22 protein-coding genes and 1 pseudogene are annotated in these 24565 nt (G+C 68.9%); 11 read left to right on the forward strand and 12 right to left on the reverse strand.

Annotation, left to right across the window (positions count from 1 at the left end; all coding sequences use genetic code 11):
• Positions 1-5 precede the first annotated feature (5 nt).
• The 3 genes from ACZZZQ_RS03515 to ACZZZQ_RS03525 all read right to left on the reverse strand — a co-directional run bounded on the left by ACZZZQ_RS03515 (position 6) and on the right by ACZZZQ_RS03525 (position 2290).
• Entirely contained in the window at positions 6-917 is a 912-nt protein-coding gene (locus tag ACZZZQ_RS03515) for a 1,4-dihydroxy-2-naphthoyl-CoA synthase (protein WP_053098880.1), read from the reverse strand.
• Positions 918-996: 79 nt separating this feature from the next.
• Entirely contained in the window at positions 997-1956 is a 960-nt protein-coding gene (locus ACZZZQ_RS03520; RefSeq protein WP_463506902.1) for a permease prefix domain 1-containing protein, read from the reverse strand.
• Position 1957: 1 nt separating this feature from the next.
• Positions 1958-2290, reverse strand: coding sequence for a PadR family transcriptional regulator (locus ACZZZQ_RS03525; RefSeq protein ID WP_082586537.1), 333 nt, complete (start codon positions 2288-2290; stop codon positions 1958-1960).
• Positions 2291-2368: 78 nt separating this feature from the next.
• Here ACZZZQ_RS03525 and ACZZZQ_RS03530 point away from each other — a divergent pair, with 78 nt between their 5' ends.
• Together ACZZZQ_RS03530 and ACZZZQ_RS03535 are read left to right on the forward strand one after the other, a co-directional pair.
• Positions 2369-3388, forward strand: a complete 1020-nt coding sequence (locus ACZZZQ_RS03530) for a GNAT family N-acetyltransferase (protein ID WP_463506903.1) — start codon at positions 2369-2371, stop codon at positions 3386-3388.
• Positions 3389-3446: 58 nt separating this feature from the next.
• Positions 3447-4424 (forward strand): o-succinylbenzoate synthase, encoded by a 978-nt coding sequence (locus tag ACZZZQ_RS03535; RefSeq protein ID WP_053098876.1) that lies wholly within the window; start codon positions 3447-3449, stop codon positions 4422-4424.
• A 19-nt stretch (positions 4425-4443) separates the two neighbouring features.
• On the opposite strand, the gene ACZZZQ_RS03540 is transcribed toward ACZZZQ_RS03535, so the two are convergent.
• Entirely contained in the window at positions 4444-5067 is a 624-nt protein-coding gene (locus ACZZZQ_RS03540; protein WP_053098875.1) for a TetR/AcrR family transcriptional regulator, read from the reverse strand.
• Positions 5068-5188: 121 nt separating this feature from the next.
• Here ACZZZQ_RS03540 and ACZZZQ_RS03545 point away from each other — a divergent pair.
• The 3 genes and pseudogenes from ACZZZQ_RS03545 (at position 5189) to ACZZZQ_RS03555 (ending at position 10616) form a co-directional block, all read left to right on the forward strand.
• Positions 5189-7989 (forward strand): annotated as a pseudogene (locus tag ACZZZQ_RS03545) (MMPL family transporter).
• On the forward strand, positions 7986-9869 hold the full coding sequence (locus ACZZZQ_RS03550; RefSeq protein ID WP_463506904.1) for a YhgE/Pip domain-containing protein: 1884 nt from the start codon (positions 7986-7988) through the stop codon (positions 9867-9869). The pseudogene ACZZZQ_RS03545 and the gene ACZZZQ_RS03550 overlap by 4 nt, the downstream one beginning before the upstream one ends.
• A gap of 165 nt (positions 9870-10034) precedes the next feature.
• On the forward strand, positions 10035-10616 hold the full coding sequence (locus tag ACZZZQ_RS03555) for a 2'-5' RNA ligase family protein (RefSeq protein WP_463506905.1): 582 nt from the start codon (positions 10035-10037) through the stop codon (positions 10614-10616).
• Positions 10617-10631: 15 nt separating this feature from the next.
• Here the strand turns inward: ACZZZQ_RS03555 and ccsB are convergent, their stop codons facing one another.
• The 5 genes from ccsB to ACZZZQ_RS03580 all read right to left on the reverse strand — a co-directional run bounded on the left by ccsB (position 10632) and on the right by ACZZZQ_RS03580 (position 15404).
• On the reverse strand, positions 10632-11618 hold the full coding sequence (gene ccsB / locus ACZZZQ_RS03560) for a c-type cytochrome biogenesis protein CcsB (RefSeq protein WP_053098871.1): 987 nt from the start codon (positions 11616-11618) through the stop codon (positions 10632-10634).
• Between the two features lie 4 nt (positions 11619-11622).
• Positions 11623-13458 (reverse strand): cytochrome c biogenesis protein ResB, encoded by a 1836-nt coding sequence (gene resB, locus ACZZZQ_RS03565; RefSeq protein WP_056277738.1) that lies wholly within the window; start codon positions 13456-13458, stop codon positions 11623-11625.
• Between the two features lie 28 nt (positions 13459-13486).
• Entirely contained in the window at positions 13487-14266 is a 780-nt protein-coding gene (locus tag ACZZZQ_RS03570; protein WP_463506906.1) for a cytochrome c biogenesis CcdA family protein, read from the reverse strand.
• Positions 14267-14282: 16 nt separating this feature from the next.
• Positions 14283-14936, reverse strand: a complete 654-nt coding sequence (locus ACZZZQ_RS03575; protein ID WP_082297998.1) for a TlpA family protein disulfide reductase — start codon at positions 14934-14936, stop codon at positions 14283-14285.
• A gap of 63 nt (positions 14937-14999) precedes the next feature.
• On the reverse strand, positions 15000-15404 hold the full coding sequence (locus tag ACZZZQ_RS03580) for a MerR family transcriptional regulator (protein WP_463506907.1): 405 nt from the start codon (positions 15402-15404) through the stop codon (positions 15000-15002).
• Between the two features lie 61 nt (positions 15405-15465).
• Between ACZZZQ_RS03580 and ACZZZQ_RS03585 the strand changes: the two genes are divergently transcribed.
• The gene (locus ACZZZQ_RS03585) at positions 15466-16365 is read left to right on the forward strand and encodes an NAD(P)/FAD-dependent oxidoreductase (protein ID WP_372983903.1); all 900 of its coding nucleotides are present in this window, start codon (positions 15466-15468) and stop codon (positions 16363-16365) included.
• Between the two features lie 30 nt (positions 16366-16395).
• Here the strand turns inward: ACZZZQ_RS03585 and ACZZZQ_RS03590 are convergent, their stop codons facing one another.
• Positions 16396-17025, reverse strand: coding sequence for a histidine phosphatase family protein (locus ACZZZQ_RS03590; protein ID WP_372983902.1), 630 nt, complete (start codon positions 17023-17025; stop codon positions 16396-16398).
• Between the two features lies 1 nt (position 17026).
• A complete protein-coding gene (locus ACZZZQ_RS03595; RefSeq protein ID WP_053098866.1) occupies positions 17027-17401 on the reverse strand; it encodes a DUF5684 domain-containing protein in 375 nt (124 codons plus the stop codon).
• A gap of 116 nt (positions 17402-17517) precedes the next feature.
• Here ACZZZQ_RS03595 and aspS point away from each other — a divergent pair, with 116 nt between their 5' ends.
• A complete protein-coding gene (aspS, locus tag ACZZZQ_RS03600; protein ID WP_463506908.1) occupies positions 17518-19299 on the forward strand; it encodes an aspartate--tRNA ligase in 1782 nt (593 codons plus the stop codon).
• Positions 19300-19565: 266 nt separating this feature from the next.
• On the opposite strand, the gene ACZZZQ_RS03605 is transcribed toward aspS, so the two are convergent.
• The gene (locus ACZZZQ_RS03605; protein WP_187249995.1) at positions 19566-20393 is read right to left on the reverse strand and encodes a sulfite exporter TauE/SafE family protein; all 828 of its coding nucleotides are present in this window, start codon (positions 20391-20393) and stop codon (positions 19566-19568) included.
• Positions 20394-20562: 169 nt separating this feature from the next.
• Here ACZZZQ_RS03605 and ACZZZQ_RS03610 point away from each other — a divergent pair, with 169 nt between their 5' ends.
• Genes ACZZZQ_RS03610 through ACZZZQ_RS03625 form a run of 4 tightly spaced genes read left to right on the forward strand, consistent with a single transcriptional unit; the run spans position 20563 to position 24516 of the window.
• Positions 20563-21702: an ABC transporter substrate-binding protein gene (locus ACZZZQ_RS03610; protein ID WP_053098863.1), complete on the forward strand. Its 1140-nt coding sequence runs from the start codon at positions 20563-20565 to the stop codon at positions 21700-21702.
• On the forward strand, positions 21699-22649 hold the full coding sequence (locus tag ACZZZQ_RS03615; RefSeq protein ID WP_285365078.1) for an ABC transporter permease: 951 nt from the start codon (positions 21699-21701) through the stop codon (positions 22647-22649). The genes ACZZZQ_RS03610 and ACZZZQ_RS03615 overlap by 4 nt, the downstream gene beginning before the upstream one ends.
• Positions 22646-23440 carry an ABC transporter permease gene (locus tag ACZZZQ_RS03620; protein WP_072590800.1) on the forward strand — a complete coding sequence of 265 codons (795 nt, stop codon included), beginning with the start codon at positions 22646-22648 and terminating at the stop codon, positions 23438-23440. Before ACZZZQ_RS03615 ends, ACZZZQ_RS03620 begins: the two co-directional genes overlap by 4 nt.
• Positions 23437-24516, forward strand: a complete 1080-nt coding sequence (locus ACZZZQ_RS03625; RefSeq protein WP_053098860.1) for an ABC transporter ATP-binding protein — start codon at positions 23437-23439, stop codon at positions 24514-24516. The genes ACZZZQ_RS03620 and ACZZZQ_RS03625 overlap by 4 nt, the downstream gene beginning before the upstream one ends.
• Positions 24517-24565 lie beyond the last annotated feature (49 nt).

Consider the following 24565-nt stretch of genomic DNA (forward strand, 5'->3'; position numbering starts at 1 on the left):
TCCGCTCAGTAGTGCCAGGGGAACGAGGTCCAGTCGGCGTCCCGCTTCTCGAGGAACGAGTCGCGGCCCTCGACCGCTTCATCGGTGCCGTAGGCGAGACGCGTGGCCTCGCCCGCGAACACCTGCTGCCCCACGAGCCCGTCGTCCACCGCGTTGAAGGCGAACTTCAGCATGCGGATCGCCGTGGGCGACTTGGTGAGCACGGTGCGCGCCATCTTCAGCGCCTCGCGCTCGAGGTCGGCATGGGGCACGACCCGGTTGACCGCCCCGGCCTCGTACGCCCGCTGCGCCGAGTACTCCTCGGCGAGGAAGAACACCTCGCGCGCGAACTTCTGCCCGGTCTGCCTCGCCATGTACGCCGATCCGTACCCCGCATCGAAGCTGCCGACATCGGCGTCGGTCTGCTTGAACCGCGCCTCCTCGGCGGAGGCGATCGTGAGGTCGCACACCACGTGCAGCGAGTGCCCTCCGCCGGCCGCCCAGCCCGGCACGACGGCGATGACGACCTTCGGCATGAAGCGGATGAGACGCTGGACCTCGAGGATGTGCAGGCGACCGGCGCGAGCCGGATCGTGCACGGTCGTCTCGTCATCGGAGTACTTGTATCCGTCGCGGCCGCGGATGCGCTGGTCGCCGCCCGAGCAGAACGCCCACCCGCCGTCCTTCGGACTCGGTCCGTTGCCGGTGAGGAGGACCGCGCCGATGCGGGGGTTCTGCCGTGCGTCGTCGAGTGCCCGGTAGAGCTCGTCGACCGTGTGCGGGCGGAAGGCGTTGCGCACCTCGGGGCGGTTGAACGCGATGCGCGCGACTCCGCCGTCCGTGCTCACGTGGGCGGTGATGTCGGTGTAGTCCTCGGCACCGGGCGCGAGCACCCATTCGTCCGGGTCGAACAGGTCTGAGACGAATGCGCTGGTCACAGCATCCAGCCTATTCCCGCCCGGGTTGCACACGGAAACGGCGTCGCCCCGAAGAGGCGACGCCGTCTGCGTGCGGTGATCAGCCGCGGCGAGCGCGAGCGGTCTTGATCCAGCCGTCGACGATGTCCCAGATCGGGAACGCGATGAGGGCGAACCCGGTGATCACGGTCAGGATGCGCATCGTCTCATCGGTCACGCCGTTGTCGGTGAAGACGAAGCGGAGGAACTCGGGGTTGAGCAGCTCGCCCTGCACCAGCAGCGTCAGCGACCAGACGGCGAACACCGCCGCGAGCACGGTGTTGACCACAGCGGCACCGATCGTCCAGCGGCGGCGAGCGTAGACCACCACCGTCAGCAGCGCCTCGGCGACGAAGAGCCCGAGGAAGAACGTGATCCCCCAGGGCCACAGACCCGGGTTCAGGATCGCGATCGGATCTCCTTCCGTCGGGAAGAAGCCGATGAATGCGTCCCAGAAGACCGCGCCCACCCCCAGCACGAGGAACACGAGCGACGCGATCGCATCCGCCCTGCCGGCTCCGTTCTGGGTCGGCTCGGGCAGCTGGTCGACGTCCCACTTCAGCCCGGTGTCCGCTCCGGTGCGTTCGAGGATGAAGAAGACCAGGGTCACCCAGAAGCAGACGTGCACGATGACCGAGATGCCGACCGTGACGGCGGCGCCGATCATCGTTCCGATGGGTGCGCGCTCGATCGCCTGCGCGATCGCGACACCGCCCATCGCGCACACCGGCACGATGATGAGCAGCAACTTGAGCAGCCGCCACCACACGAGGTAGTACCGGGGTCCGATCAGGTGCAGCGGCCGGTCGGCGTAGCCGGCGGCGAGGACGCCGGGGTCGCCCAGCTCTGTGAGGACCGCCCGTTCGGCCTCGGCCGGGTCGTCCCCCTGTTCGAGTCTCGCGTCGATCGCGTCGGCGATGGATCCTTCGAGCTCGGCGCGGACGTCGTCCTGCACCTCGGGTGTGAGGCTGCGGATCGTGGCGCTGATGTATCGCTCGGTGAGCGTGGCTGTCGAGGGCATGTCAGTTCTCCTCAGCTGTGAGGGTCGCGATCGCCGTCGTGAGCGATCGCCATTCTTCGGTCAGGGTGTCGGCGAGCCGGATGCCGGCTTCCGATGTGCGGTAGAACTTGCGGGGCCGCGCCTCGTCGGTGTTCCACTCGCTCGTCAGGTACTCCTGCTTCTCGAGACGCCGAAGCAGCGGGTACAGCGTGTTCGCATCGGTGGCGAAGCCGCGGCGCTCGAGGTCTTCGAGCAGCCCGTAGCCGTACCCCGCCGTGCGCAGCAGCTGCAGGCACGCCAGCACCACGGTGCCGCGGCGCAGTTCCTGCAGATGCGTGTCGAGGGTCTCGTTCATGTCGATCACATTACTGTGCGTCACACACCATTGTCAATCACACATTCATGTGAGGGACAAGGCGCGTACGGTGGTCGCATGGCGATCGAGATCCTCCGCATCGACGCGACCGATGACCGGTCCGTCGATGCATGGTGGGATGCGTACGCCACCGCCGAACGCGCGGATCGCGGCGCGGATGCCGTCGTGTGGTCGCTCGAGGAGTCGCGCAGCGAGCTGCAGCAGGAGTCGGCCGTCGTCGATCGACGCGCCTATCTGCTGCGCCACGCCGACCGGATCGTCGGCTCCGCGAGCCTCGCGCTCCCCCTGAAGGACAACACCCACGTCGCCCATCTCGCGATCAGCGTGCCGCCCGAGCACCGACGGCGCGGCATCGGCTCCGAGGCCCTCGCGTTCCTCGAGGCAGAGGTCACGGCGTCCGGTCGGACGATCGCGCAGGGGGCGACGTCGTGGCGCCACGCACTCGGTTCGGAGGGTGCCGGATCGCCGGGGCGTGAGTTCGCACGCGCCCGCGGCTACAGCCTGGCCCTCGGCGACGTGCAGAGCAGGCTCGACCTCCCGGTCGGCCCCGCACTGCTCGACCGGATCGAGAGCGACATCGCATCGGCGATCGCTCCGTACGAGATCCGCAGCTGGGTCGGCCGCATCCCCGACGAGGTCGTGGAACGCTGGACGATCCTCGACGCCGCGCTCGAGACCGAAGCCCCGACCGGCGAACTCGCCATCGAACCTCAGAGACCCGATGTCGACAGCATCCGCGAGAGCGAGGAACTGCTCGACCGCCAGAGGCGCGTGTCGTTCGGGGCCATCGCCCTTGCGACCGACGGCGAGGCCGCGGCGTATTCGCAGCTCGTCGTGTCGACCGACGACGGCAACGCCTATCAGTGGGGCACGCTCGTGCGCACCGCGGACCGGGGGCACCGGCTCGGCATCGCGGTCAAGGCAGCCAATCTCCGGATGCTGCAGAGGGAGGCGCCGCAGACCCGCGCCGTCTACACCTACAACGCCGAGTCGAACGCGCACATGCTCGCCGTCAACACCGCGCTCGGGTTCCGCCCCAGCGAGCGGATGGGCGAACTGCAGAAGCGCCTGCGCTGAGGCGGACCCGTCGGCACGGCGGATCCCCGACGAGGCGTCGACAGAGCAGAATGAGCACATGCTCCCACCGCTCGCAGATCTGCTCGGCTCGGCCAGGGTCGTCTCGCTTCCGATGCACACCCGCTTCCGCGGGGTCGACAAGAGAGAGGCGCTGCTCGTCGAAGGGCCGGAGGGATGGGCGGAATTCTCTCCGTTCGTCGAGTACGACGATCTCGAGTCGGCCACCTGGCTCGCGGCGGCGATCGACTTCGCCTGGAGGACGCAGCCCGAACCTCTCCGCGAGCGCATCGGCGTGAACGCCACCATCCCGGCTGTCGAGGCGGCGCAGGTCGCCGAAGTGCTGGCCCGCTTCGCCGGCTGCCGCACCGCCAAGGTCAAGGTCGCGGAACCCGGGCAGACGCTCGCAGACGACATCGCCCGTGTGCGGGCCGTGCGCGAGGCCATGGGGCCGGAGGGTCGCATCCGCGTCGATGCCAACGGCCTGTGGAACGTCGACGAGGCCGAGCACGCCGTGCATGCGCTCAACGAGTTCGATCTCGAGTACGTCGAGCAGCCGTGCGCGACAGTGCCGGAGCTCGCCGAACTGCGCACCCGGGTGAAGTACATGGGCATTCCGGTGGCCGCCGACGAGAGCATCCGCAAGTCCTCCGACCCGCTCGCGGTCGCGCGCGAGAAGGCCGCCGACCTGCTCGTCATCAAGGCGCAGCCGCTCGGGGGCATCACGCATGCGCTGCAGATCATCACCGCCGCGGGCCTGCCCGTCGTGGTCTCCAGCGCGCTCGACACCGCGATCGGACTCTCGCAGGGTGCGGCGCTCGCCGCCGCCCTGCCGACTCTCGACTACGACTGCGGGCTCGGCACGGCATCCCTGTTCCTCGACGACGTCGCCGACCTGCGCCCGGTGGACGGTTCGATCCCGGCAGCTCGGGTCACCCCGGATCCCGACGCGTTGGCGCGGCTCGCCGCCTCGGACGACCGACGGGACTGGTGGCTCGATCGCCTCGCGCGGTGCTACGCCGTGCTCGACGCGCGCTGACCGCCGTTCGTCTGCGAGGTCACTCCGCGAGCAGCAGCTGCACGAGGCGCCCGAGCTCCTCGCCGCTGGAATGCCGCAGCTGGTCGGAGTCCTGACCGGCCATCGCTCCGCGAACGGTCATGCCCTCCCAGATGATCATGAGCATGCGCGCGGCCTCTTCGGCGGGAACCTTCAGCTCGAGCGAGCTCACCGAGACGATGTCGGTGATGATCACGGCGATGCTCGAGACCATCTCGCGCTCCTGCACGAGGTAGGCAGCGCCGAACTGATGGTCACGCAGAGCACGGATCCGGATTTCGCTCATCAGCATGACGCCCAGGCGGTCATCGCCGCCCGCGTCCATGATCCGCTGGACGAGCTCGACCGGGTCGCATCCCTCTGACAGACCGCCCTCGGCGGCGATCTCGTCGACGCGGTCACGCACCGCATTGACGCGCTGCTCGCCGACGCTGCCGGCGAGCACGAGGAAGAGCTCGTCCTTCGACTCGAAATTCGAATAGAACGCGCCGCGGGTGAACCCGGCGCGATCGCAGACCGCTTCGACGGAGGCGCCGTCGAGGCCGACCTCGGCGAAGACCTGCGCGGCCGCATCGAGAAGCCGGGCTCGCGTGTTCTCCCGGCTGCGGGTGGCGGGTGTCGTCATCGAATCCTCCTGCCTCTCATTCTCACACCCCGCACACAGACTCCGGGGCTCGGACCACCTTACGATACAGGTATGTATTGGATACACCTGTGTATCCAGCCCGTATTCCCTGAGGAGCCTCGTGTCCACACTCCTGTCCTCGCTCGGTCGCTGGTCCTACCGGCACCCGTGGCGCGTTCTCGTCTCCTGGCTGCTCGCCCTCGGCATCGCGGGGGCCGGCGCCCTCGTCCTCGGGGCTGGCACGGACAACTCCTTCTCGATCCCGGGCACCGAGTCCCAGGCCGGCCTCGAGCAGCTCAACCGCTCGTTCCCCGCGGTCAGCGGCACCAGCGCGCAGATCATCGTGGTCGCCGCCGACGGCGACTCGATCACGGATGACGCATATAAGACCGACATCGAGGATGCCGTCGACCAGCTCGCCGACCTCGACGACTCGGTGCTCTCGGCGACCTCCCCGTTCGACGAGATGGTCAGCGGCATGATCAACGACGACGAGACGGCCGGTATCATCCGCCTGCAGTTCGACGGCCAGGCCAGCGATGTCTCGGAGGAGACGCAGGATGACCTGCGAGCCGTCGTGGCCGAACTCGCCGACGAGCTGCCGGACGGATCACAGACCTCCCTCGGCGGAGAGCTCTTCGCCACCTCCATCCCCGGTGTCACGCTCACCGAGGCCGTGGGTCTGCTGATCGCGCTGCTGGTGCTGATCGTCACGTTCCGCTCGTTCGTCGTCGCAGGGCTCCCGCTGCTCACGGCCGTGCTCGGTGTGGGCATCTCGATGGCCGGCATCTTCGCCGCCACCGCCTTCGCCACGGTCTCGTCGACCACTCCCTCCTCGCCCTGATGCTCGGGCTCGCCGTCGGAATCGACTACGCACTGTTCATCATGGCCAGGCACCAGGATCAGGTCCGCGAGGGAGTCGACCCCGAGGAGTCGACAGCGCGGGCTGTGGGCACGGCAGGCTCGGCGGTGGTGTTCGCGGGCGTGACCGTGCTGATCGCCCTGATCGGACTCGGGTTCGCGGGCATCCCGTTCCTGACGACGATGGGCATCGCGGCCTCCGCCGCCGTCGCGGTCGCCGTCGCCATCGCCGTGACGCTCACCCCCGCTCTGCTCGGCTTCATGAAGGGCCGCGTCGCCGGTCGACCGCGCCGGGCTCCGAAGGCGAAGAAGGGCAAGGCAGCCCCCGCGCAGCGCCGTCGCTTCAGCGAGCGCTGGGTGACCGGCGTCACCCGGCGTCCGATCCTCGTATCCCTGGCCGTCGTGCTCGGGCTCGGCATCGTCGCCGTGCCCGCCCTCAGCCTGAATCTCGCGCTGCCCAACGCGGGCGTGCTGCCGCAGGACTCCGAAGCGCGGCAGAGCTACGACCTGGTCGGCGAGCAGTTCGGTCCCGGGTTCAACGGACCGCTGATCCTGACGGGCACGATCGTCACGTCGACCGATCCGCTGACCCTGATGGAGGATCTCGGCGACGAGGTCGCCCAGATCGACGGGGTCAAGGAGGTCGCCCTCGCCACCCCGAACGAGACCGCAGACACCGGCATCGTGCAGATCATCCCCGAGACCGCACCCGATGACCCCGCGACGGCCGATCTCGTGCGAGAGCTGCGCTCGCACCACGACGAGTGGCTCGACGAGTTCGGCATCGACCTGAAGGTGACCGGGTTCACCGCGGTGGGCATCGACATCTCCGACCAGCTGGGCAACGCCCTTCTCCCGTTCGGCATCTTCGTCATCGGCCTCTCCCTGATCCTGCTCACGATCGTGTTCCGCTCTCTCTGGGTGCCGGTCACGGCAGCCGCCGGCTACCTGCTCTCGATCGTCGCCGCGTTCGGCATCGTGGGAGCCGTGTTCGAGTGGGGCTGGTTCGCCGACGCCCTCCATGTCGCGAAGGTCGGTCCGATCATCAGCTTCATGCCGATCATCCTGATGGGTGTGCTGTTCGGGCTCGCGATGGATTATCAGGTGTTCCTGGTGTCTCGGATGCGCGAGGACTTCGTGCACGATCCCGACGGCAGGAGCCCCGATCGAGTGACTCGCCGAGCCGCGGCACTGCGTGCCGTGCGCAGCGGCTTCACGGGATCGGCGAAGGTCGTCACCGCTGCCGGCCTCATCATGTTCGCCGTCTTCGTGGCGTTCGTCCCCGAAGGCGACTCGTCACTCAAGCCGATCGCGCTGGGCCTCGCGGCCGGCATCGCGATCGACGCGTTCCTGGTGAGGATGACGCTGATCCCTGCACTCATGGCCATCCTCGGGGAGCGCGCATGGGAGATCCCGGCCTGGCTGGAGCGGATCCTCCCGAGCGTCGACATCGAAGGAGAGGCGGTCGAACGCGAGCGTCACCTGGCGGGCTGGCCGGGCGACGACTCGATCGTCGCAGCCGACGACCTCACGATGACGGATGCCGGCATCGACGGCCTCCACCTGCGCCTCGCACCCGGGGCCTCCGCCGTGCTCACCGGATCGTCAGCCGGCGCATTGCGCGCGCTCGCTCTGACGATCGCCGGGCGGGCGACTGCGGACGACGGCCGCCTCCGGGTCGCAGGCCATCTTCTGCCCGGTCGATCCGCGTGGGTGCGGGCGCATGTCGGAGCGGTCATGGCCGTGGATGCCGCGAGCCTGTCGGCCGACCTCGCCGAGGCACTGCGCGGACGGCCGGCTCTCGTGGTGATCGATGGAGCCGACCGGCTCTCCCGCCCCGAACGCGATCAGCTCGCGGCGCGACTGCGCGACTCCCGCAGCACGACGGCGATGCTGCTCACCGCGCTCGATCCCCAGGCGGCCCTGGAGATCCTGGCCGATGCCGGCCGTTCATCGGCTGACACGATCGACATCGACGCGCCAGCCGCACAGTCGCAATCCGAGTCCCCGGTGCCCCGCATCGTCGACGGCACCACCGAATCGACCGAGGTGAACGCATGACCCTCCCCATCGAACGCGCCCGTTCGCGCAAGCCCATCACGTGGCTGACGATCCTCGGCGTCCTGCTGCTTCCCGCGGCAGTGGGCGGCATCCTGGTCGCTGCCCTGCAGAATCCCACCGAGCGTCTCGAGTCGATGACCGCGGCGATCGTCAACCTCGACGAGCCCGTCGAGATCGACGGGCAGCTCACTCCGCTCGGTCGACAGCTCGCCTCGGGGCTCGTCGAAGGATCGGACGAGCTCGACTCCAACCTCACCTGGGTGATCTCGAACGAGGACGACGCCGCCGACGGTCTCGCCGACGGCTCGTATCAGGCCGTCATCACGATCCCCGAGGAGTTCTCGGCCGCAGCGACCTCGGCGGGGCAGGCGATCTCGGACGGCGGCGGCGACGCGGAGCAGGCCACGATCCAGGTCACCACCCCGGAGGACGGGCTCGTCGCCGATGACCTGATCACGAGTCAGATCGCGAACGTGGCGGCCTCGAGCATGGGCACACTGCTGTCGGAGGCGACGACGGAGAACATCCTCGTCGGCTTCACCACGATCGGAGACCAGATCGGTGAGGCCGCGGACGGCGCCGCCGAACTCGCCACCGGCGCGCGGGATGCGGCCACGGGAGCCGCGGCGATCCCCGACGGCGCGACTCAGCTCGCCTCGGGTGCCACGGAGCTCGGAAACGGCGCATCCTCCTTGGCATCCGGGCTCGACACACTCGCGTCGAAGACCCGCGAGGCCGCGAACGGCGCGAGCCAGATCGGCACCGGGCTGACCGCAGGCGCGACGGAGCTGCAGAATCAGGCCGGTGGCGCCCAGCAGCTCGCCGCCGGGTCAGCGCAGCTGGCGACAGGCCTGCAGCAGCTCGCGGAAACCTGCGTGCCCAGCGGGTTCCCTCAGGAGTACTGCGATCAGATCGCCGCGCTCTCGGCCGGTGCCACGCAGACGGACGCCGGGGTCCAGCAGCTGGCCACGCTGCCCGCCACTCTCGCGGCCCAGCTCGGCGAGGCGGGTGCGGGGGCGACGGGTCTCGCGGACGGTCTGAACCAGTTGGCGTCGCAGGGTCTCGACGAATCGGCGAGCGGTGCACGAGCACTGGCGACGGGCGCATCCCAGCTGTCGGACGGAGCGACCGAGCTCGCGACCGGTGCCGGCGAGCTCGCGACCGGCCTCGACACCCTCGCCACGGGAACCGGCGATCTCGCGGGCGGCCTGCGCACCGCATCCGATTCGCTCCCCTCGTTCAGCGACTCCGAGTCGACCTCACTCGCGTCGGTGATCGCCGATCCGGTGGCGTCCAAGGGCGCCGACGGCGCCACGATCTTCGGCCCGACCGCGATTCCGCTGCTCGCCGCCGTGGTGCTGTGGTTCGGGTCTCTCGCCTCGTTCCTGGTCATGCGGGCCTACACCGCGCGCACCCTGACCTCCCGGCGCTCGTCGGCCGGACTCGCCCTGCGCGCCTTCGCCCCGGCTGCCGCTATCGGTGCAGCCCAGGGTCTGCTGGTGTCGCTCATCGTGCAGATCGTCGCCGGATACGACGCCGCGGCCTGGTGGGCCTTCGCAGGAATCGCCGTGCTCGCCGGGGTCGCCTTCGCGGCCGTGAACCAGGCACTCGTCGCGGTCTTCGGCGGCGTCGGCCGCTGGGTCAGCGCGCTCGTCGGCGTGCTCGCGATCGCGACCGGTCTGATCTCGACCGTGCCGGGATGGCTGGCGGATCTCGGCGCATCGCTGCCGACCTCCCCCGCGTTCGCCGGGCTGATCACCGCGAACGGAGGCGCAGCCGCAGCCCTCATCGTCTGGGGCGTGCTGTCGCTCGTCGCGACCACCGTCGCGGTGGCGCTGCGGCGCACCACCTCCGTGAAGGCGGCCCTCGCGACGGCGTGAACCACCTCGCCGAGCACCGCTTCGGACCACGACGCAGGACGCGCCGCGCATCGATCACGATGCGCGGCGCGTCCTGTATCCGCTCCGAATCCGTGCCCGCTCGCGATCGAACGGTATTCGGACGTGTGCCCGCGCACGTACGATCAGAGGATGCGTCGCCCCTTCATGACCTCTCCCGCCCAGCTCGAGTCACTCGAGGGACAGCAGTATCTCGTGCTGCGACCCACGCGGGCCGTGTCGGACGTGTACCGGGCCGAGCAGAGGTCGGCGCTCGGCCGGATGGATGCTCCGCACCCGCACACCGAGCACGTCACCCTGCGCGCGTTCCATGAGCCCGAGCGCCGCGAAGAGCTGCTCGCGCTGATCCGCGAGTGGGCGGTGGCGCAGCGTCCGATCGAGGTCGTCGCCGAGGCCGTCGACGTGTTCCCCGCACCCTGGCAGGTCGTCATCCTGCGGCTGCGGCGCACCGCATCCATCGTGTCGGCGTACGCCACGCTCAGCGAAGCGCTCGAGGGAACGGACTTCCGCCGTCTCGACGAGCGCAGCACGGACGACTGGACGTTCCACCTGTCGGTGATCTATGCGAAGACGCTCGCGCCCGCGGCGTGGACGGAGCTGTCGCACAAGTCGCGGCGCTCGCTCAGCTCGCGCCCCGCCGAGACCATCAGCGAAGTCGAGCTCGTCTGGTACGAAGACGGAGCCGAGCACTCCGAGGTCATCCCCTTCGGACTGCGCTCGTTCAGATGAGCCGCGCTCGGGCGCTCAGCTGAGGCCCGAGTATGCGTGCAGACCCTTGAAGAAGACGTTGACGATCGTGAAGTTGAAGAGCACGGCCGAGAAGCCGACGATCGCCAGCCACGCCGACGGGTTGCCGCGCCAGCCGCGCGTCGCGCGAGCGTGGATGTATCCGGCGTAGAGAACCCAGATGACGAAGGTCCAGGTCTCCTTGACGTCGAAGCCCCAGAAGCGGCTCCAGGCGTAGTAGGCCCAGATGGAGCCGGCGATCAGCGTGAACGTCCAGAGGATGAAGCCGATGATCGTGAAGCGGTAGGCCATGCTCTCGAGCCGCTCGGACCCGGGGAACGTGCGCAGGAATCCGGGGCCGGTCTTCTCCGCTCCCTCGGAGATGAGGCGCTCGCGACGCGACTGCATCAGCTGGATCACCGAGAGGGCGAAGGCCAGAGCGAAGAACGCGGTGCCAAGCGACGCCACGAAGACGTGGATCACCAGCCACACGCTCTTCAGCGGGTCCATCAGGGGCGAGACGTCGACGTAGAAGTTCGTGGCGGAGAGACCCAGCAGCACGACGACCAGACCCGTGATGAACGTGCCGAGGAAGCGCAGATCGATGCGCGTCAGCACCACCAGGAACACGGCGACGATCAGCAGCGTTCCCATCATCGCGAATTCGTAGAGGTTGGCCCACGGCACTCGCCCGGCCGCGAGACCACGGGTGAGCGTGGCGGCGAGATGGAAGATGAACGCGAGCACGGTCAGCGAGGTCCCGATGCGGGCCATCACGAAGCGCTGCGGGGCGACCTCGGATCCGGATGCCGCGGCAGCCGTCGCCGCCTTGCCGCCGCGCGAACGGGTTCCGGCTCCGACGAGTTCGAACTCCTGCACGGTCGCCGCGTCCGCGGACAGCTGCGACCGACGGGCGAGGTCGAAGGCATAGGCCACGAAGGCCGCCGCATAGATCGCGATCGCCGTCCACAGCAGGATCGGCGAGATCACTTCGAGATCGAACATGGTGTCAGTCTACTTTCGGGGTGTCGGATGCGGGGCGCGCGGAGTCGCGGTCGGCGGGCGTCTCGGGTGCCGTCGCCGCCTGGTCGGAGCCATCTGCGTCGGAGCCGTCAGCCTCAGGGTCTTCAGCCTCTGAGGCGTCCGTGTCGGTGTCGGGCTCCTCGACCTCGACCGCCGTCGTGACCCCGGCCGCGTCCATCAGACGCGCATGACCTGCCACGAGGTCGTCGACGGCCGTCGCGAGCGTCGGGTCCTCGCCGCGAGCGAGACCGGCGTACTCGAGAGAGACGGTGCCGTCCTGTGCCGTCGCCTTGACCCACACGCGGCGTCGCGGGATGAACAGGGCGAGCATCAGACCGCCGAGAGCGAGAAGCGCGAAGCCGAGCACCCAGGGGCCAGACGCGTCGCGGTGGATCTGCAACGAGGCGAAGCGCTTGACCGACTGCGACGCGTCTGTCGCACCCGCCGGGGACTCGTCTTCGAAGGTCACGGTTCCCATGCCGTTCGGCAGGTCGGCTGTCTGTCCGGGTGCCAGCTCGATCGATTCGAGGTCCGTCGTGCGCCCGGTGACCTTGGTCATACCGGTGGTGTCGAGCACGTAGACCGACCGCGGGATGCCCTCGTTGATGCCCAGGTCGCCGGTGTAGACGTCGAGCGTGAGGGTCGGGTTGGTGAGGTCGCCGAATCCCGAGAAGAACGCGCCGGTGTCGAGCACCCCCGTCGTCGGGTAGAAGAAGCCGACGAGGCCGACCTGCTCGCTGAGGCCGTCGGGGATCTTGATGACGCCCAGCGAGGTCATGTTGTTGTCCTGCGGCAGGAACGGCGTGCTGTTCGTGAACACCACGTCCCCATCGGGGTTGCGCACGGTGATCGTCGGCGCGTAGCCGTTGCCGAGCAGGAAGACGTTGTCGTCGGCGACGCCGAGGGGTTCGTTGACCTTGACCGATCCGGTGCGCTCCTCGCCGTTCTCCTGCACGGTGACGTTGGCCGAGAAGTCGCCGGCCTGGCCCGAGCCCGGCTCGCCGAACGGCTGGTACGTGACGTCGAAGCTGTCGAGACGCATCGAGTAGGGCGCGAGTGCTCCGTCGCTCACGAAGCGGCCGCGGTTCATCGAGTCGTAGTCGAGCAGGGTGTTCGCGAACGTCTCGCCCTCGACCAGGACGCGCTGTCCGGTGTACGCGAACCCTCCCCCGACGCCCACCGTGATCAGGACGCCGACGAGAGCGAGGTGGAAGAGCAGGTTGCCCGATTCACGCCAGTAGCCGCGCTCGGCCGAGACCGACGACGATCGTTTGTCGTCGTACCGCTCGACCCGGTAGCCCAGGGCTTTGAGCTGCTTCTGCGCGATGTCGATCGATGCGGCGGCCTCTGCCGGAGCGTCCGTCGAGGCGCGCTCGACCGCGCGGAAGTCGGCGAGGCGCTTCAGACGTGCAGGGGTGCGCGGGGGGCGTGCCTGCAGGGCCTTCGCATGGTGGCGGATGCGCGGGATGACACAGCCGACGAGCGAGGCGAACAGCAGCAGGTAGATCGCCGAGAACCACGGCGAGAGGTAGACGTCGAACATCTTCAGCCCGTCGAGCACGGGGAAGAGATCGGGGTTGTCGCGCTCCCACTGCGTGACGCCGTTGGGGTCGGCCATCCGCTGGGGGAAGATCGAGCCGGGGATCGCCGCGATCGCGAGCACGAGCAGCAGGATCAGCGCGGTGCGCATCGAGGTCAGCTGACGCCATCCCCAGCGCAGCCAGCCCACGAATCCGAGGCGGGGCTGGGTGATCGACTCTTCGCCGTCGACGTGGTCGGACGGCCGGAGCGGATCGCTCGACCTCTCGGTTGTGCTGCTCACGTCATCCTTCCGATGCGTCTTCTTCTGATCAGATCGGGAGGTCGACACTGCTCATCACCGCCGTCAGTCGGGACATGATGTCCGTCCAGAGCCCCGTGACCATCAGCAGGCCGAGGAGGATGAGCAGCACGCCGCCGATCACGTTCACGACGCGGATGTGCCGGCGCAGGAATCCGATCGCCTTCGTCGCCCATCCGAAGCCGAGCGCGACCAGCAGGAACGGGATGCCGAGGCCGAGCGAGTACGCCAGCCCGAGCAGGCCCGCCCGCACCGGGTCGCCGGCGTTGAACGAGAGGGCGAAGATCGCGGTGAGCGTGGGTCCGAGGCACGGCGCCCATCCGATGCCGAGGGCGATGCCGAGCAGCGGTGCGCCGATCAGGCCGGCCTTCGAGTCGACGTGGAATCGCAGCTCGTGCTGGGCGAACCCGAACAGACCGAGGAACACGAGGCCCATCAGGATGATCACGCCGCCGAGGATGCGAGTGATCAGCTCGCCCCACTGCAGCAGGAAGACGTTGGCGAGCCCGCCGAGCGCGGTGAGGGACACGAACACGAGGCTGAAGCCGAGGATGAAGAGCAGCACGCCCACGACGAGTCGGCCGCGAGCGGGGGCCTCGACCGTCGACACCGCCGAGCCGTCCGTCGGGTTCGGGACGCGGCGGGGGGCGACCGCTCCCCCGAGGAATCCGAGGTAGCCCGGCACCAGGGGCAGCACGCACGGCGACAGGAACGACACGAGGCCCGCGAGCAGCGCGACGGGGATCGCGAGCCAGAGGGCTCCCGATCCGATGATGACTTCGGGGTTCACGCCGCTCCCGGGAGACTCACGAGTCCTCCGCGAGCGCGTCCTTGACGAGCGTCGAGAGGATCGAGGTGCCGTCGATGGGCCCGATGATGCGGGCGGCCACGCGACCCTGCTTGTCGAGCACGAGAGTGGTGGGGGTCGCCTGGATCGGCACCGACGACGCGAAGGCGAGCTTCGCCTCGGCCGTGTCGACGTCGATGAGGCTCGGGTAGGTCACACCGAACTCGGCGGAGAACGCCTTCGCGGTGTCGGCCTGATCGCGCGTGTTGATGCCCAGGAAGGCGACGTCGTCGCCGCCATGCTCCTGCCAGACGCTCTCGAGGTCTTCCGCCTCGAGGCGGCACGGGGCGCATCCGGCGTACCAGAAGTTGACGACCGTGACCTTGCCCGCGAGGTCAGAGCTGGAGAAGTCCTCGCCGTCCTCGGTGAGTCCGCCGAAATCGGTGACGGGTTCGCCGCGTTCGGCGACCGGAATCTCGACGATCGCTCCGTCTGCCGCGACATAGCCCGGGTTGTCACCGCTGAGGAACGAGTCGTTCACGGGATCGGGAGCGCAGGCGCTCAGACCGATGGCGAGCACCGCGGCGAGCGCGGCCCCGACCGCGCGGCGAGATGGCCGGATGCGGGAGGAGCGGCCGCTGCGGATCGGACGAACCGTCGAGGCGAGTGGCACGATTCCCAGTTTACGCGGGGGTTCCTATGCATGGGCCGGATGCCCGGGGGGGCTCGCCCGCCGTCAGAGACGCGCGAGGACGTCCTCCACGCTGGCCCGGAAGCGCGGGCAGGTGGCGATATCGTGCGACCGGCATCCCATCGCGTGCTCGGTCATCTCCCGCGAACGGCGCATCTCCTCCATGCGCCGATCGAGATCGTCGAGGTGCCGCTGCAGCACCTCGTGACGCCCCGCGCTGCCGTCGTCGAGGAGCACGGCGATCTGATCGAGGGTCATCCCGGCTGCCTTGCTGCGCTGGATGACGGCGATGCGCACGACGTCGTCCTGGCCGTAGCGGCGCCTCCCTGCGGGGTCCCGCGCGGGGCGCAGCAGGCCGACCGACTCCCAGTGCCTGAGCACGTTCGTGGGCAGCTCGAAGCGTTCGGCGACCTCTCCCACGGACCACGGACTCTCGATGCTTGACTTCATGTTGACATGAAGTCACAGACTGAGGACGAACGCAAGCGAGCACCCCTCGGAAGGACCCCACATGTATGACGCGATCGTGATCGGCGCAGGCCCCGCCGGCCTCCAGGCGGCATTGACCCTCGGGCGGATGCACCGCCCCACGCTGCTTCTGGATTCGGGCGAATACCGCAACGGCACCGTGCTGCACATGCACAACGTCGTCGCGAACGACGGGACTCCCCCGACGGAGTTCCGCGCGACGGCGCGAGCGCAGCTCGCCGAGTACCCGGATGTCGAGCTCCGCGACGTCGGAGCACAGACGGTGACCGGCTCAGACGGCGGCTTCGTCGTACGACTCGCCGACGGCGAGACGGTCGAGACCCGACATGTCATCCTCGCGACCGGCGTCGCCGACGACCTCCCCGACATCCCCGGACTTCAGGACCTCTGGGGCACGAAGGCCTTCAGCTGCCCGTTCTGCGACGGTCACGAGCACGCCGGTCGCTCGATCGGCATCCTCGGGCCCGCTCCTCGCGCCGATCACCTGATCGGGCTGCTCGGGCGCATCGTCGGCGACATCACGGTGTTCCCCGTCGAGCAGCCATTCTCGGCCGACGAGACGCGGACTCTCGAAGGCCTGGGCGTTCGGGTCAGTGCGGAACCGGTGGCCGCCGTCGCGCCGGAGGCGGCTGATGTGCGCATCACCACGGCGTCGACCGCGCACACCGTGGCCGGCGTGTTCGTGGCATCCGGTTCCCTGCGCCACCGTGCGCCGTTCGCCGATCAGCTCGGCCTGGAACTGCTGCCCTCCGGCTCGATCGAGATCGACGACTTCGGGCGCACATCGCAGCCCGGGGTCTTCGCGGCGGGCGACCTCGCGCACCGGGCGTCGCTTCCCGGACCCATGGCATCGGTGCTGCTCGCGTCCGCTGCCGGCCAGATGGCGGCGGTCGGCGTCATCCAGTCGCTGATGGCGCACTGACCGCAGCGGAAGGGAGACCGAGGCGAGGGGTCAGACTGCTCCCACGTCCACCGCACCGCCGGTCGCCGCAGGTTCGGCGTAATCGACCTCACGCCACACGTCGCCCACCAGCTCGAACGAGGTGACGCTCGACAGTGCGCAGCGCCGGGTGCGCGGGTCGTGCTGCAGGGGCAGACCCGCCACCCGGAGGTGGGTGATCCAGATCGGCGCCTGATGGGACACCATCACCAGATCGCCGTCGTCGACCGACCGCCACGCCTCGGCCATCATGCCCAGCATCCGCTCGGCGATCGACGCGTAGGGCTCACCCCAGCTGGGCAGCGACGGCTGCCGCAGGTGCCACCACTTGAGCGGGTTCAGAAGCGAGCGGCGCATCTGCGTGCCCTCGAACACGTTGGTCGGCTCGATCAGACGGATGTCGATCTCGGGCGAGAGGCCGAAGCGCTCGGCGAACGGCTCAGCCGACTCCTGCGCCCGCTCGAGCGGAGAGGAGTAGAGCCCCGTGACCGGACGATCGAGCCCGGCGATGTGATCGGCGGCGGCTCGCGCCATCTTCCGCCCCGCCCTGCTCAGGTGATAGTCGGGGAGCCGACCGTAGAGCACGCGCTTGGGGTTGTGCACCTCGCCGTGGCGGACGAGGTGCAGTCGCGATGCCACCACGTCACGCCCTGCTGTAGCGGGAGTCGCCGAAGCCGAGGATGAGATACCCGATATAGGGGAAGACGAAGAGCAGGAAGAAGGAGAAGAGCCCTCCCTTGCCGAACCGCTCGCCGAGTCGCACCGCCACGATGATCCCGAAGACGAAGCCGACGATGGGGATGAGATAGAGCAGTGCGAGCCAGCCGGACATCCCGGCGATCTTCACGAGGAACACCACGTTCACGATCGGGATGACGGCGAGGATGCCGGGGTACCCCGCCTTGGTGAACACCTTCCACAGACCGACCGCGACGAGGACGTAGAAGACGAGCACGATGAGTCCGGTCGTGCCGGAGAAGATCGACGCGTACAGGTCGGAGATGCCGTTGGAGTCCATGGTGACCCTTTCTGTCGTGGCGATCCTACTGACCGATATGCCGCGGGCAGAGGAGGCGACACCCGCCCACGTAGAATGGGCGGGTTCATCATTTCCCAGATCAGGAGGAATCCTCCGTGCTTCGCACCCACTCGGCAGGCTCACTGCGAGCCGAGCATATCGGTCAGACCGTCACCCTCTCGGGTTGGGTCGATCGCCGTCGTGATCACGGAGGAGTCGCGTTCATCGATCTTCGGGATGCGTCCGGCATCGCGCAGGTCGTCATCCGCGATGAGGAGATCGCGCACCCGCTGCGCAACGAGTTCGTCCTCAAGGTCACCGGCGAGGTCTCGCGTCGCCCCGAGGGCAACGCGAACCCCAACCTGCCCACCGGCGAGATCGAGCTCATCGCGACCGACGTCGAGGTGCTGAACGAGTCCGCTCCGCTGCCGTTCCAGGTGTCGACCGCCGTCGCGGACACCGAGACGGTCGGCGAGGAGGCGCGCCTCAAGTACCGCTATCTCGACCTGCGCCGCCCCGCCGCGGCATCCGCTCTGCGTCTGCGCTCGAACGTCTACAAGGCCGTCCGCGATGTGCTGCACGGCGAGGACTTCACCGAGGTCGAGACGCCGACCCTCACGCGCTCGACGCCCGAGGGCGCCCGCGACTTCGTCGTGCCCGCCCGTCTGCACCCGGGCAGCTGGTACGCCCTGCCGCAGTCGCCGCAGCTGTTCAAGCAGCTGCTCATGGTCGGCGGCGTCGAGAAGTACTACCAGATCGCCCGCTGCTACCGCGACGAAGACTTCCGCGCCGACCGCCAGCCGGAGTTCACGCAGCTCGACATCGAGATGAGCTTCGTCGACCAGGAAGACGTCATCACGCTGATGGAGTCGCTCATCGTCGCGATGTGGAAGACCATCAGCGTCGACGTGCAGACCCCGCTGCCCCGCATGACCTACGCCGAGGCGATGGCCAAGTACGGCTCCGACAAGCCCGACCTGCGCTTCGGACTCGAGCTGGTCGAGGCGACCGAGTACTTCGCCGAGACCCCGTTCCGGGTGTTCCAGGCCGAGTACGTCGGCGCGGTCGTCATGCCCGGCGGTGCGAGCCAGCCCCGCAAGCAGCTCGACGCGTGGCAGGACTGGGCCAAGCAGCGCGGTGCGCGTGGCCTCGCGTACGTCCTCTTCAACGAGGACGGCTCGCTCGGCGGCCCCGCCGCCAAGAACCTGTCCGAGGCGGAGCAGGCGGGCCTCGCCGAGTTCGTCGGCGCATCCGCGGGTGACTGCGTGTTCTTCGCCGCCGGATCGACGAAGGAGAGCCGTGCACTGCTCGGCGCCGCCCGCGTCGAGATCGGACGTCGTCTCGGCTTCCTGAACCCCGACGAGTTCGCGTTCACGTGGGTCGTCGACGCTCCGATGTTCGAGCCGGCAGCGGATGCCGTGGCGTCGGGTGACGTCGCCGTCGGCGCCGGAGCCTGGACGGCCGTGCACCACGCGTTCACGGGGCCGAAGCCGGAGTTCCAGGACACGTTCGACACCGACCCCGGTTCGGCTCTCGCCTATGCATACGACATCGTGTGCAACGGCTCCGAGCTCGGCGGCGGATCGATCCGCATCCACCGCGAAGACGTGCAGAAGCGCGTGTTCGAGGTCATGGGCATCAGCGACGAGGTCGCGCAGGAGCAGTTCGGCTTCCTGCTGGACGCTTTCAAGTTCGGCGCCCCGCCGCACGGTGGAATCGCCCTCGGCATGGACCGCGTGCTGCAGCACCTGTCGAAGACCGAGTCGATCCGCGACGTCATCGCCTTCCCGAAGTCGGGCAACGGGTTCGACCCGCTGACAGCCGCTCCGGCACCGATCACGGCCGAGCAGCGCGCCGAGGCCGGCGTCGACTTCGAGCCCGAGGACGACGAGGCCTGACGCCGCATCGCCCGTCGCACCGAGACCCCGTTCCGCTCAGCGGAGCGGGGTCTCTGCGTATGCGCCGGGCCGGATCCCGGACGCATGCACCGCGCATCCCCCGCTCGGCCGAATGCGTCAGGATCGGCCGGACTCGCCGAATCCGGCCGTGACACGCGCAGAACACCGCGCGGACGGCGAGCGGATGCCGGAGCGCAGGCGGATGCCGGAGCGCAGGCGGATGCCGGAGCGCAGGCGCGGGGGCGGAGGTGCGCCAGCGCGGATGCTCAGCGCAGCTGCGCGAGCGCCGGAACGATGTTCTCGTTCCACACGTCGACGCCGAGCTTGGCGATGAGGGCGACCACCACGACGAGGAACACGACGCGGATGAAGGTCGTGCCGCGCGAGATGGCCATGCGGGAACCGAGGTAGCTGCCTGCGACGTTCGCGACCGCGAGGATGCCGCCGAGCAGCCACAGCACGGCGCCGTGCGGGATGAAGAGCAGCAGGGCGCCCGTGTTCGTGGCCAGGTTGACGATCTTCGCCTTCGCGCTCGCCTGCAGGAAGTCGTAGCCGAGCAGCGCGACGAGCGAGATCACCAGGAACGTGCCGGTGCCCGGCCCGATCAGACCGTCGTAGAAGCCGATCACGAGCCCTGAGAGACCCGCCATGATGTGGTGCTTGTGCCCGCTGAAGCGCAGCCGCGTCGCGGCGCCCATCTGCGGGCGGAAGGCCGTGAAGAGCGCGACGGCGAGCAGCGCGACCACGATGATCGGCTTGAAGGCGGCGGCCGGCAGAACAGTCGCGACGGCAGCTCCCCCGAATGATCCGACCAGGGCGATCGCGGCCATCGGCAGAGCCGTGCGGATATCGGGTTTCGCACGTCGGTAGTAGGTGACGCTGCTCGTGGCCGTGCCGAACACGGACGCGAGCTTGTTGGTCGCGAGAGCCTGGATCGGCGAGATCCCGGGGATCAGCAGCAGGGCGGGGAGCTGCAGCAGACCACCGCCGCCCACCACCGCATCGATCCACCCGGCAGCGAAGGCCGCGACGACGACGAGGATCAGCGTGCCCCAGGTGAGCTGTTCGAGCCCGAGCACACTGCCGATGTCCATCCGTCCAGGATGTCAGACCACGCGGCACCTCGAACGCCACTGCAGTCCGACCCGTCACACCCTCGACACCTGTCGTTCACCCGAGCCGCGATCATCGGCAACCCTCGGCTCATAGTGTCCTCTCGCAACCCGAATCCGGCTCACAGCGCCGGGCACCGAGAGGACCCTGATGACCAACTTCCACCGCCGCGCACGAATCGGCGCCGGCATCGCCCTGTTCACGACCGCCGCGCTGGGTCTCACCGCCTGCGCCACCGGCGCGGAGACCCCGGCCGCAGGCAGCGACGCTGTCGACGCCGCATCCGCGACCTCGGTCGAGGACTTCGGTTCCTTCTCCGACCTCGAAGAGGCCGCGAAGGCCGAGGGGCAGCTCAACGTCATCGCGCTTCCGCGTGACTGGGCGAACTACGGCGAGATCCTCGACCTCTTCGCCGAGAAGTACCCCGAGATCACGATCAACGAGGCCTCTCCCGACGTGTCGAGCGCCGAGGAGATCCAGGCTGCGAAGACGAACGAGGGCCTCGACACCGCGCCCGACGTGTTCGACCTGGGTCTGACCGTCGCATTGCAGAACACCGACGTCTTCGCGCCGTACCAGGTGCAGACGTGGGACGAGATCCCCGACGCTCTCAAGGAGCCGACCGGCCTCTTCGTCGGCGACTACGGCGGATACATGTCGATCGGCTACGACTCGTCGAAGTTCGACGCTCCCGAGTCGCTCGACGACCTGAAGGATGCCGCTTACAAGGGCGCCGTCGCCATCAACGGAGACCCGACGCAGGCCGGCGCGGCCTTCGCCGCCGTGGGCCTCGCGACCGTGCAGTCCGACGGCACCCTCGACGACTTCCAGCCCGGCATCGACTTCTTCTCCGACCTTCAGAAGGCCGGCAACCTGCTCAAGGTCGACGTGACCACCGCGACCGTGGCCAGCGGCGAGACCCCTGTCGTCTTCGACTGGGACTACCTGAACGCGGCGCACGCCACCGACAACAAGGACTGGAAGGTCGTCGTCCTCGACGGCACCGGCTACGCGGGCTACTACAACCAGGCGATCAACAAGGATGCTCCGAACCCGGCCGCCGCACGCCTGTGGCAGGAGTTCCTCTACAGCGACGAGGTGCAGAACCTGTGGCTGAAGGGCGGCGCACGCCCGGCCCGCATGGAGGCCATGACCGAGGCCGGCACCATCGACGCCGACCTGGCTGCTGCTCTTCCCGAGGTCCCCAGCGAGACGGTCGTCCCGACCGAGGAGCAGTCGACGAACGCCGGCACGCTGCTCGGCGAGAAGTGGGCCGCGGCGGTCCAGTGACGACTGCCACCGCAGCGGGGGCGGATGCCACGGCATCCGCCCCCGTCTCCCCCGCAGCGCACAGCGCTGGGCCTGCGACCTCGTCGCGGGCCCAGCGCTCCGCGCCGTCCGTCGCCTGGCTCGGTCTCGTGCCGTTCGCCGCTTACGTCGTGCTCTTCCTCGCCGTTCCCACCCTCCTCGCGATCGGCTCCGGCTTCTTCACGAAGGACGGGTCGTTCACCTGGTCGAACCTGTCGGCCCTGGCAGACCCCGTCGTCCTCACCACGTTCGCCAACTCCGCCGGCCTGTCGCTGCTGACCGCCGTCGTCGGCGCGATCGCGGGTGCTCTGGTCTGCTATGCCCTGCTCGGCATGAACCCGGACGGCGCCGTGCGCTCGACCGTGGATGCTGCGGCCGGCGTCCTCGCCCAGTTCGGCGGCGTGATGCTCGCCTTCGCCTTCATCGCCACGATCGGCATCCAGGGGGTCGTCACCCTCTTCCTCAAGAACGACCTCGGTATCGACATCTTCGCGAACGGCACGTGGCTCTACGAGCTTCCCGGGCTGATCCTCCCGTACATCTACTTCCAGATCCCGCTCATGGTGATCACCTTCATGCCCGCCCTCGCAGCCCTCAAGCCGCAGTGGGCCGAGGCGAACCTCACGCTCGGCGGCACGCGCGCGAGCTTCTGGCTGCGCATCGGCGTCCCCGTGCTCGCACCCTCGTTCCTCGCGAGCCTCCTGCTGCTCTTCGCGAACGCCTTCTCGTCGTACGCCACCGCCGCCGCCCTCGCCAGTCAGGGTTCGCAGATCGTGCCGCTGCAGATCCGCGCCGCCCTCACGAGCGAGACCCTTCTCGGCCGTGAGAATCTCGCCGGCGCGCTCGCGCTCGGCATGATCGTCATCGTGGGAGTCGTGATGGCCCTGTACTCGCTCATCCAGCGTCGGGCAGCGAGGTGGCAGTCATGAACCGCCTCGGCCCGTCACTCGCGACCCGCTGGATCATCGGCGTGGTCGTCGGCGCATTCTTCGCGATCCCGCTCGTCTCGACCCTGCTCTACACGCTGCGCCAGACCGACGGCAGTCTCGGCCTCGAGCGGTGGGCCGCGCTCTTCGATCCCGCGAAGTCGGCGGCGATCAGGCCGATCTGGATGGGCCTGGGCAACTCCCTGGTCCTCGCGGTCGTGACCGTCGCGATCGTGCTCCTGCTGCTCGCACCGACCATGATCCTGGTGAACCTGCGCTTCGCGAAGCTCAAACCCGTCTTCGAGTTCGCCGTGCTGCTGCCGATCTCGATCCCCGCGATCGTGCTGGTCGTGGGTCTCGCACCGATCTACCTGCAGATCGGACGCACCCTCGGCACCGGCACGTGGACGCTGGCCTTCGCCTACGGCATCACCGTGCTGCCGTTCGCGTACCGCTCGATCCAGGCCTCCATCGACGCCGCCGACCTGCGCACGCTCGCCGAAGCCGCCCGATCCCTCGGCGCCGGCTGGCCTACCGTCGTGCTGAAGGTGCTCGCTCCCAACCTGCGTCAGGGACTCCTCGCGGCGTCTCTCATCTCGATCGCCGTCGTGCTCGGCGAGTTCACGATCGCCTCGCTCCTCAACCGCCAGGTGTTCCAGACGGCCATGGTCGTCGTGCAGAAGCAGGATCCGTACGCTCCGGCGATCTTCACCCTGCTGGCGCTGCTGTTCGTCTTCCTGCTTCTGCTTCTCATCGGCCGCGTCGCCCGCGGCACCGGAAAGGCCCGCTCATGACCCTCCCCCAGACCGCCGACAACATGCTGCTCGCCGAAGCCGGAGAGGGCACACGCGTGCAGCTGCAGGGCATCGTGAAGAGCTACTCGGGCAACACGGTGCTGCACGGCGTCGATCTCGACATCGCCCCCGGTGAGTTCGTCTCGCTGCTCGGCCCCTCCGGCTGCGGCAAGACGACGCTGCTTCGCGTGCTCGCCGGACTCGAGGGGCTCGACAGCGGTGCGGTGCTGCTCGGCGGCAACGATGTCTCCCGGGTGCCCACGAACAAGCGGGACATCGGCATGGTGTTCCAGTCGTACTCCCTGTTCCCGCACCTGCGGGTCGCGGAGAACACGGCGTTCGGGCTGCGTCGCCGCGGCGTCGGCAAGGCCGAGGCGGCAACGCGCGCCCTCGATGCCCTCGCGCTCGTGGGGCTCTCGGACTTCGCCGATCGCTACCCGCATCAGCTCTCCGGAGGTCAGCAGCAGCGCGTCGCGCTCGCCCGCGCTCTGGTCACCGAGCCGAAGGTCCTGCTTCTCGACGAGCCGCTCTCTGCCCTCGATGCGAAGGTGCGGGTGCAGCTGCGCGATGAGATCCGGCGCATCCAGCTGCGGCTCGGCATCACCACCGTGTTCGTCACGCACGACCAGGAGGAGGCCCTCGCGGTCTCCGACCGGATCGCCGTGATGAACGCCGGCATCATCGAGCAGATCGGAACCCCGGAGCAGCTCTACACGACGCCGTCCACGGCGGGCGTCGCTGCCTTCGTCGGGCTCTCGAGCGTCGTCTCGGGTGTCGCCGAGGGTGATCACGTGGTCGTGTGGGGTCAGAAGCTTCCCCTGCAGTCGCCGGCCGACGGGCCCGTCGACGTGTATCTGCGCCCGGAGAACGTGCACTTCGCCTCCGAGGCGGATGCCGCGACCGATGCGCTGGTGCAGGAGAGCACGTTCCTCGGCAGCATGCGCCGCACGCTCGTGCGCACCGAATCCGGCGAGCTGGTGCGCCTCCAGCACGCTCCGGGCATCCACCCGGCCTTCGGCGATCGCGTGCGGATCGCCGTCGCTCCCGAGCCCGTCGCCGTGCATCCGCGCGGCTGACCGAGCCCTATCGCTGGCGCAGTACTCCGAGATACCGTGATGCTCGAGG

The organism is Microbacterium sp. AC132 (assembly GCF_979258525.1).

Excerpts from the sequence above, each read along its gene's own strand:
- ACZZZQ_RS03540 (WP_053098875.1), bottom strand. The coding sequence starts at position 5,067 with ATGACGACACCCGCCACCCGCAGCCGGGAGAACACGCGAGCCCGGCTT.
- ACZZZQ_RS03610 (WP_053098863.1), top strand. The coding sequence starts at position 20,563 with ATGACCAACTTCCACCGCCGCGCACGAATCGGCGCCGGCATCGCCCTG.
- ACZZZQ_RS03530 (WP_463506903.1), top strand. The coding sequence starts at position 2,369 with ATGGCGATCGAGATCCTCCGCATCGACGCGACCGATGACCGGTCCGTC.
- ACZZZQ_RS03520 (WP_463506902.1), bottom strand. The coding sequence starts at position 1,956 with ATGCCCTCGACAGCCACGCTCACCGAGCGATACATCAGCGCCACGATC.
- ACZZZQ_RS03550 (WP_463506904.1), top strand. The coding sequence starts at position 7,986 with ATGACCCTCCCCATCGAACGCGCCCGTTCGCGCAAGCCCATCACGTGG.
- ACZZZQ_RS03625 (WP_053098860.1), top strand. The coding sequence starts at position 23,437 with ATGACCCTCCCCCAGACCGCCGACAACATGCTGCTCGCCGAAGCCGGA.
- ACZZZQ_RS03620 (WP_072590800.1), top strand. The coding sequence starts at position 22,646 with ATGAACCGCCTCGGCCCGTCACTCGCGACCCGCTGGATCATCGGCGTG.
- ACZZZQ_RS03585 (WP_372983903.1), top strand. The coding sequence starts at position 15,466 with ATGTATGACGCGATCGTGATCGGCGCAGGCCCCGCCGGCCTCCAGGCG.
- ACZZZQ_RS03525 (WP_082586537.1), bottom strand. The coding sequence starts at position 2,290 with ATGAACGAGACCCTCGACACGCATCTGCAGGAACTGCGCCGCGGCACC.
- ACZZZQ_RS03555 (WP_463506905.1), top strand. The coding sequence starts at position 10,035 with ATGACCTCTCCCGCCCAGCTCGAGTCACTCGAGGGACAGCAGTATCTC.
- ccsB (WP_053098871.1), bottom strand. The coding sequence starts at position 11,618 with ATGTTCGATCTCGAAGTGATCTCGCCGATCCTGCTGTGGACGGCGATC.
- ACZZZQ_RS03605 (WP_187249995.1), bottom strand. The coding sequence starts at position 20,393 with ATGGACATCGGCAGTGTGCTCGGGCTCGAACAGCTCACCTGGGGCACG.
- ACZZZQ_RS03580 (WP_463506907.1), bottom strand. The coding sequence starts at position 15,404 with ATGAAGTCAAGCATCGAGAGTCCGTGGTCCGTGGGAGAGGTCGCCGAA.
- ACZZZQ_RS03535 (WP_053098876.1), top strand. The coding sequence starts at position 3,447 with ATGCTCCCACCGCTCGCAGATCTGCTCGGCTCGGCCAGGGTCGTCTCG.
- ACZZZQ_RS03595 (WP_053098866.1), bottom strand. The coding sequence starts at position 17,401 with ATGGACTCCAACGGCATCTCCGACCTGTACGCGTCGATCTTCTCCGGC.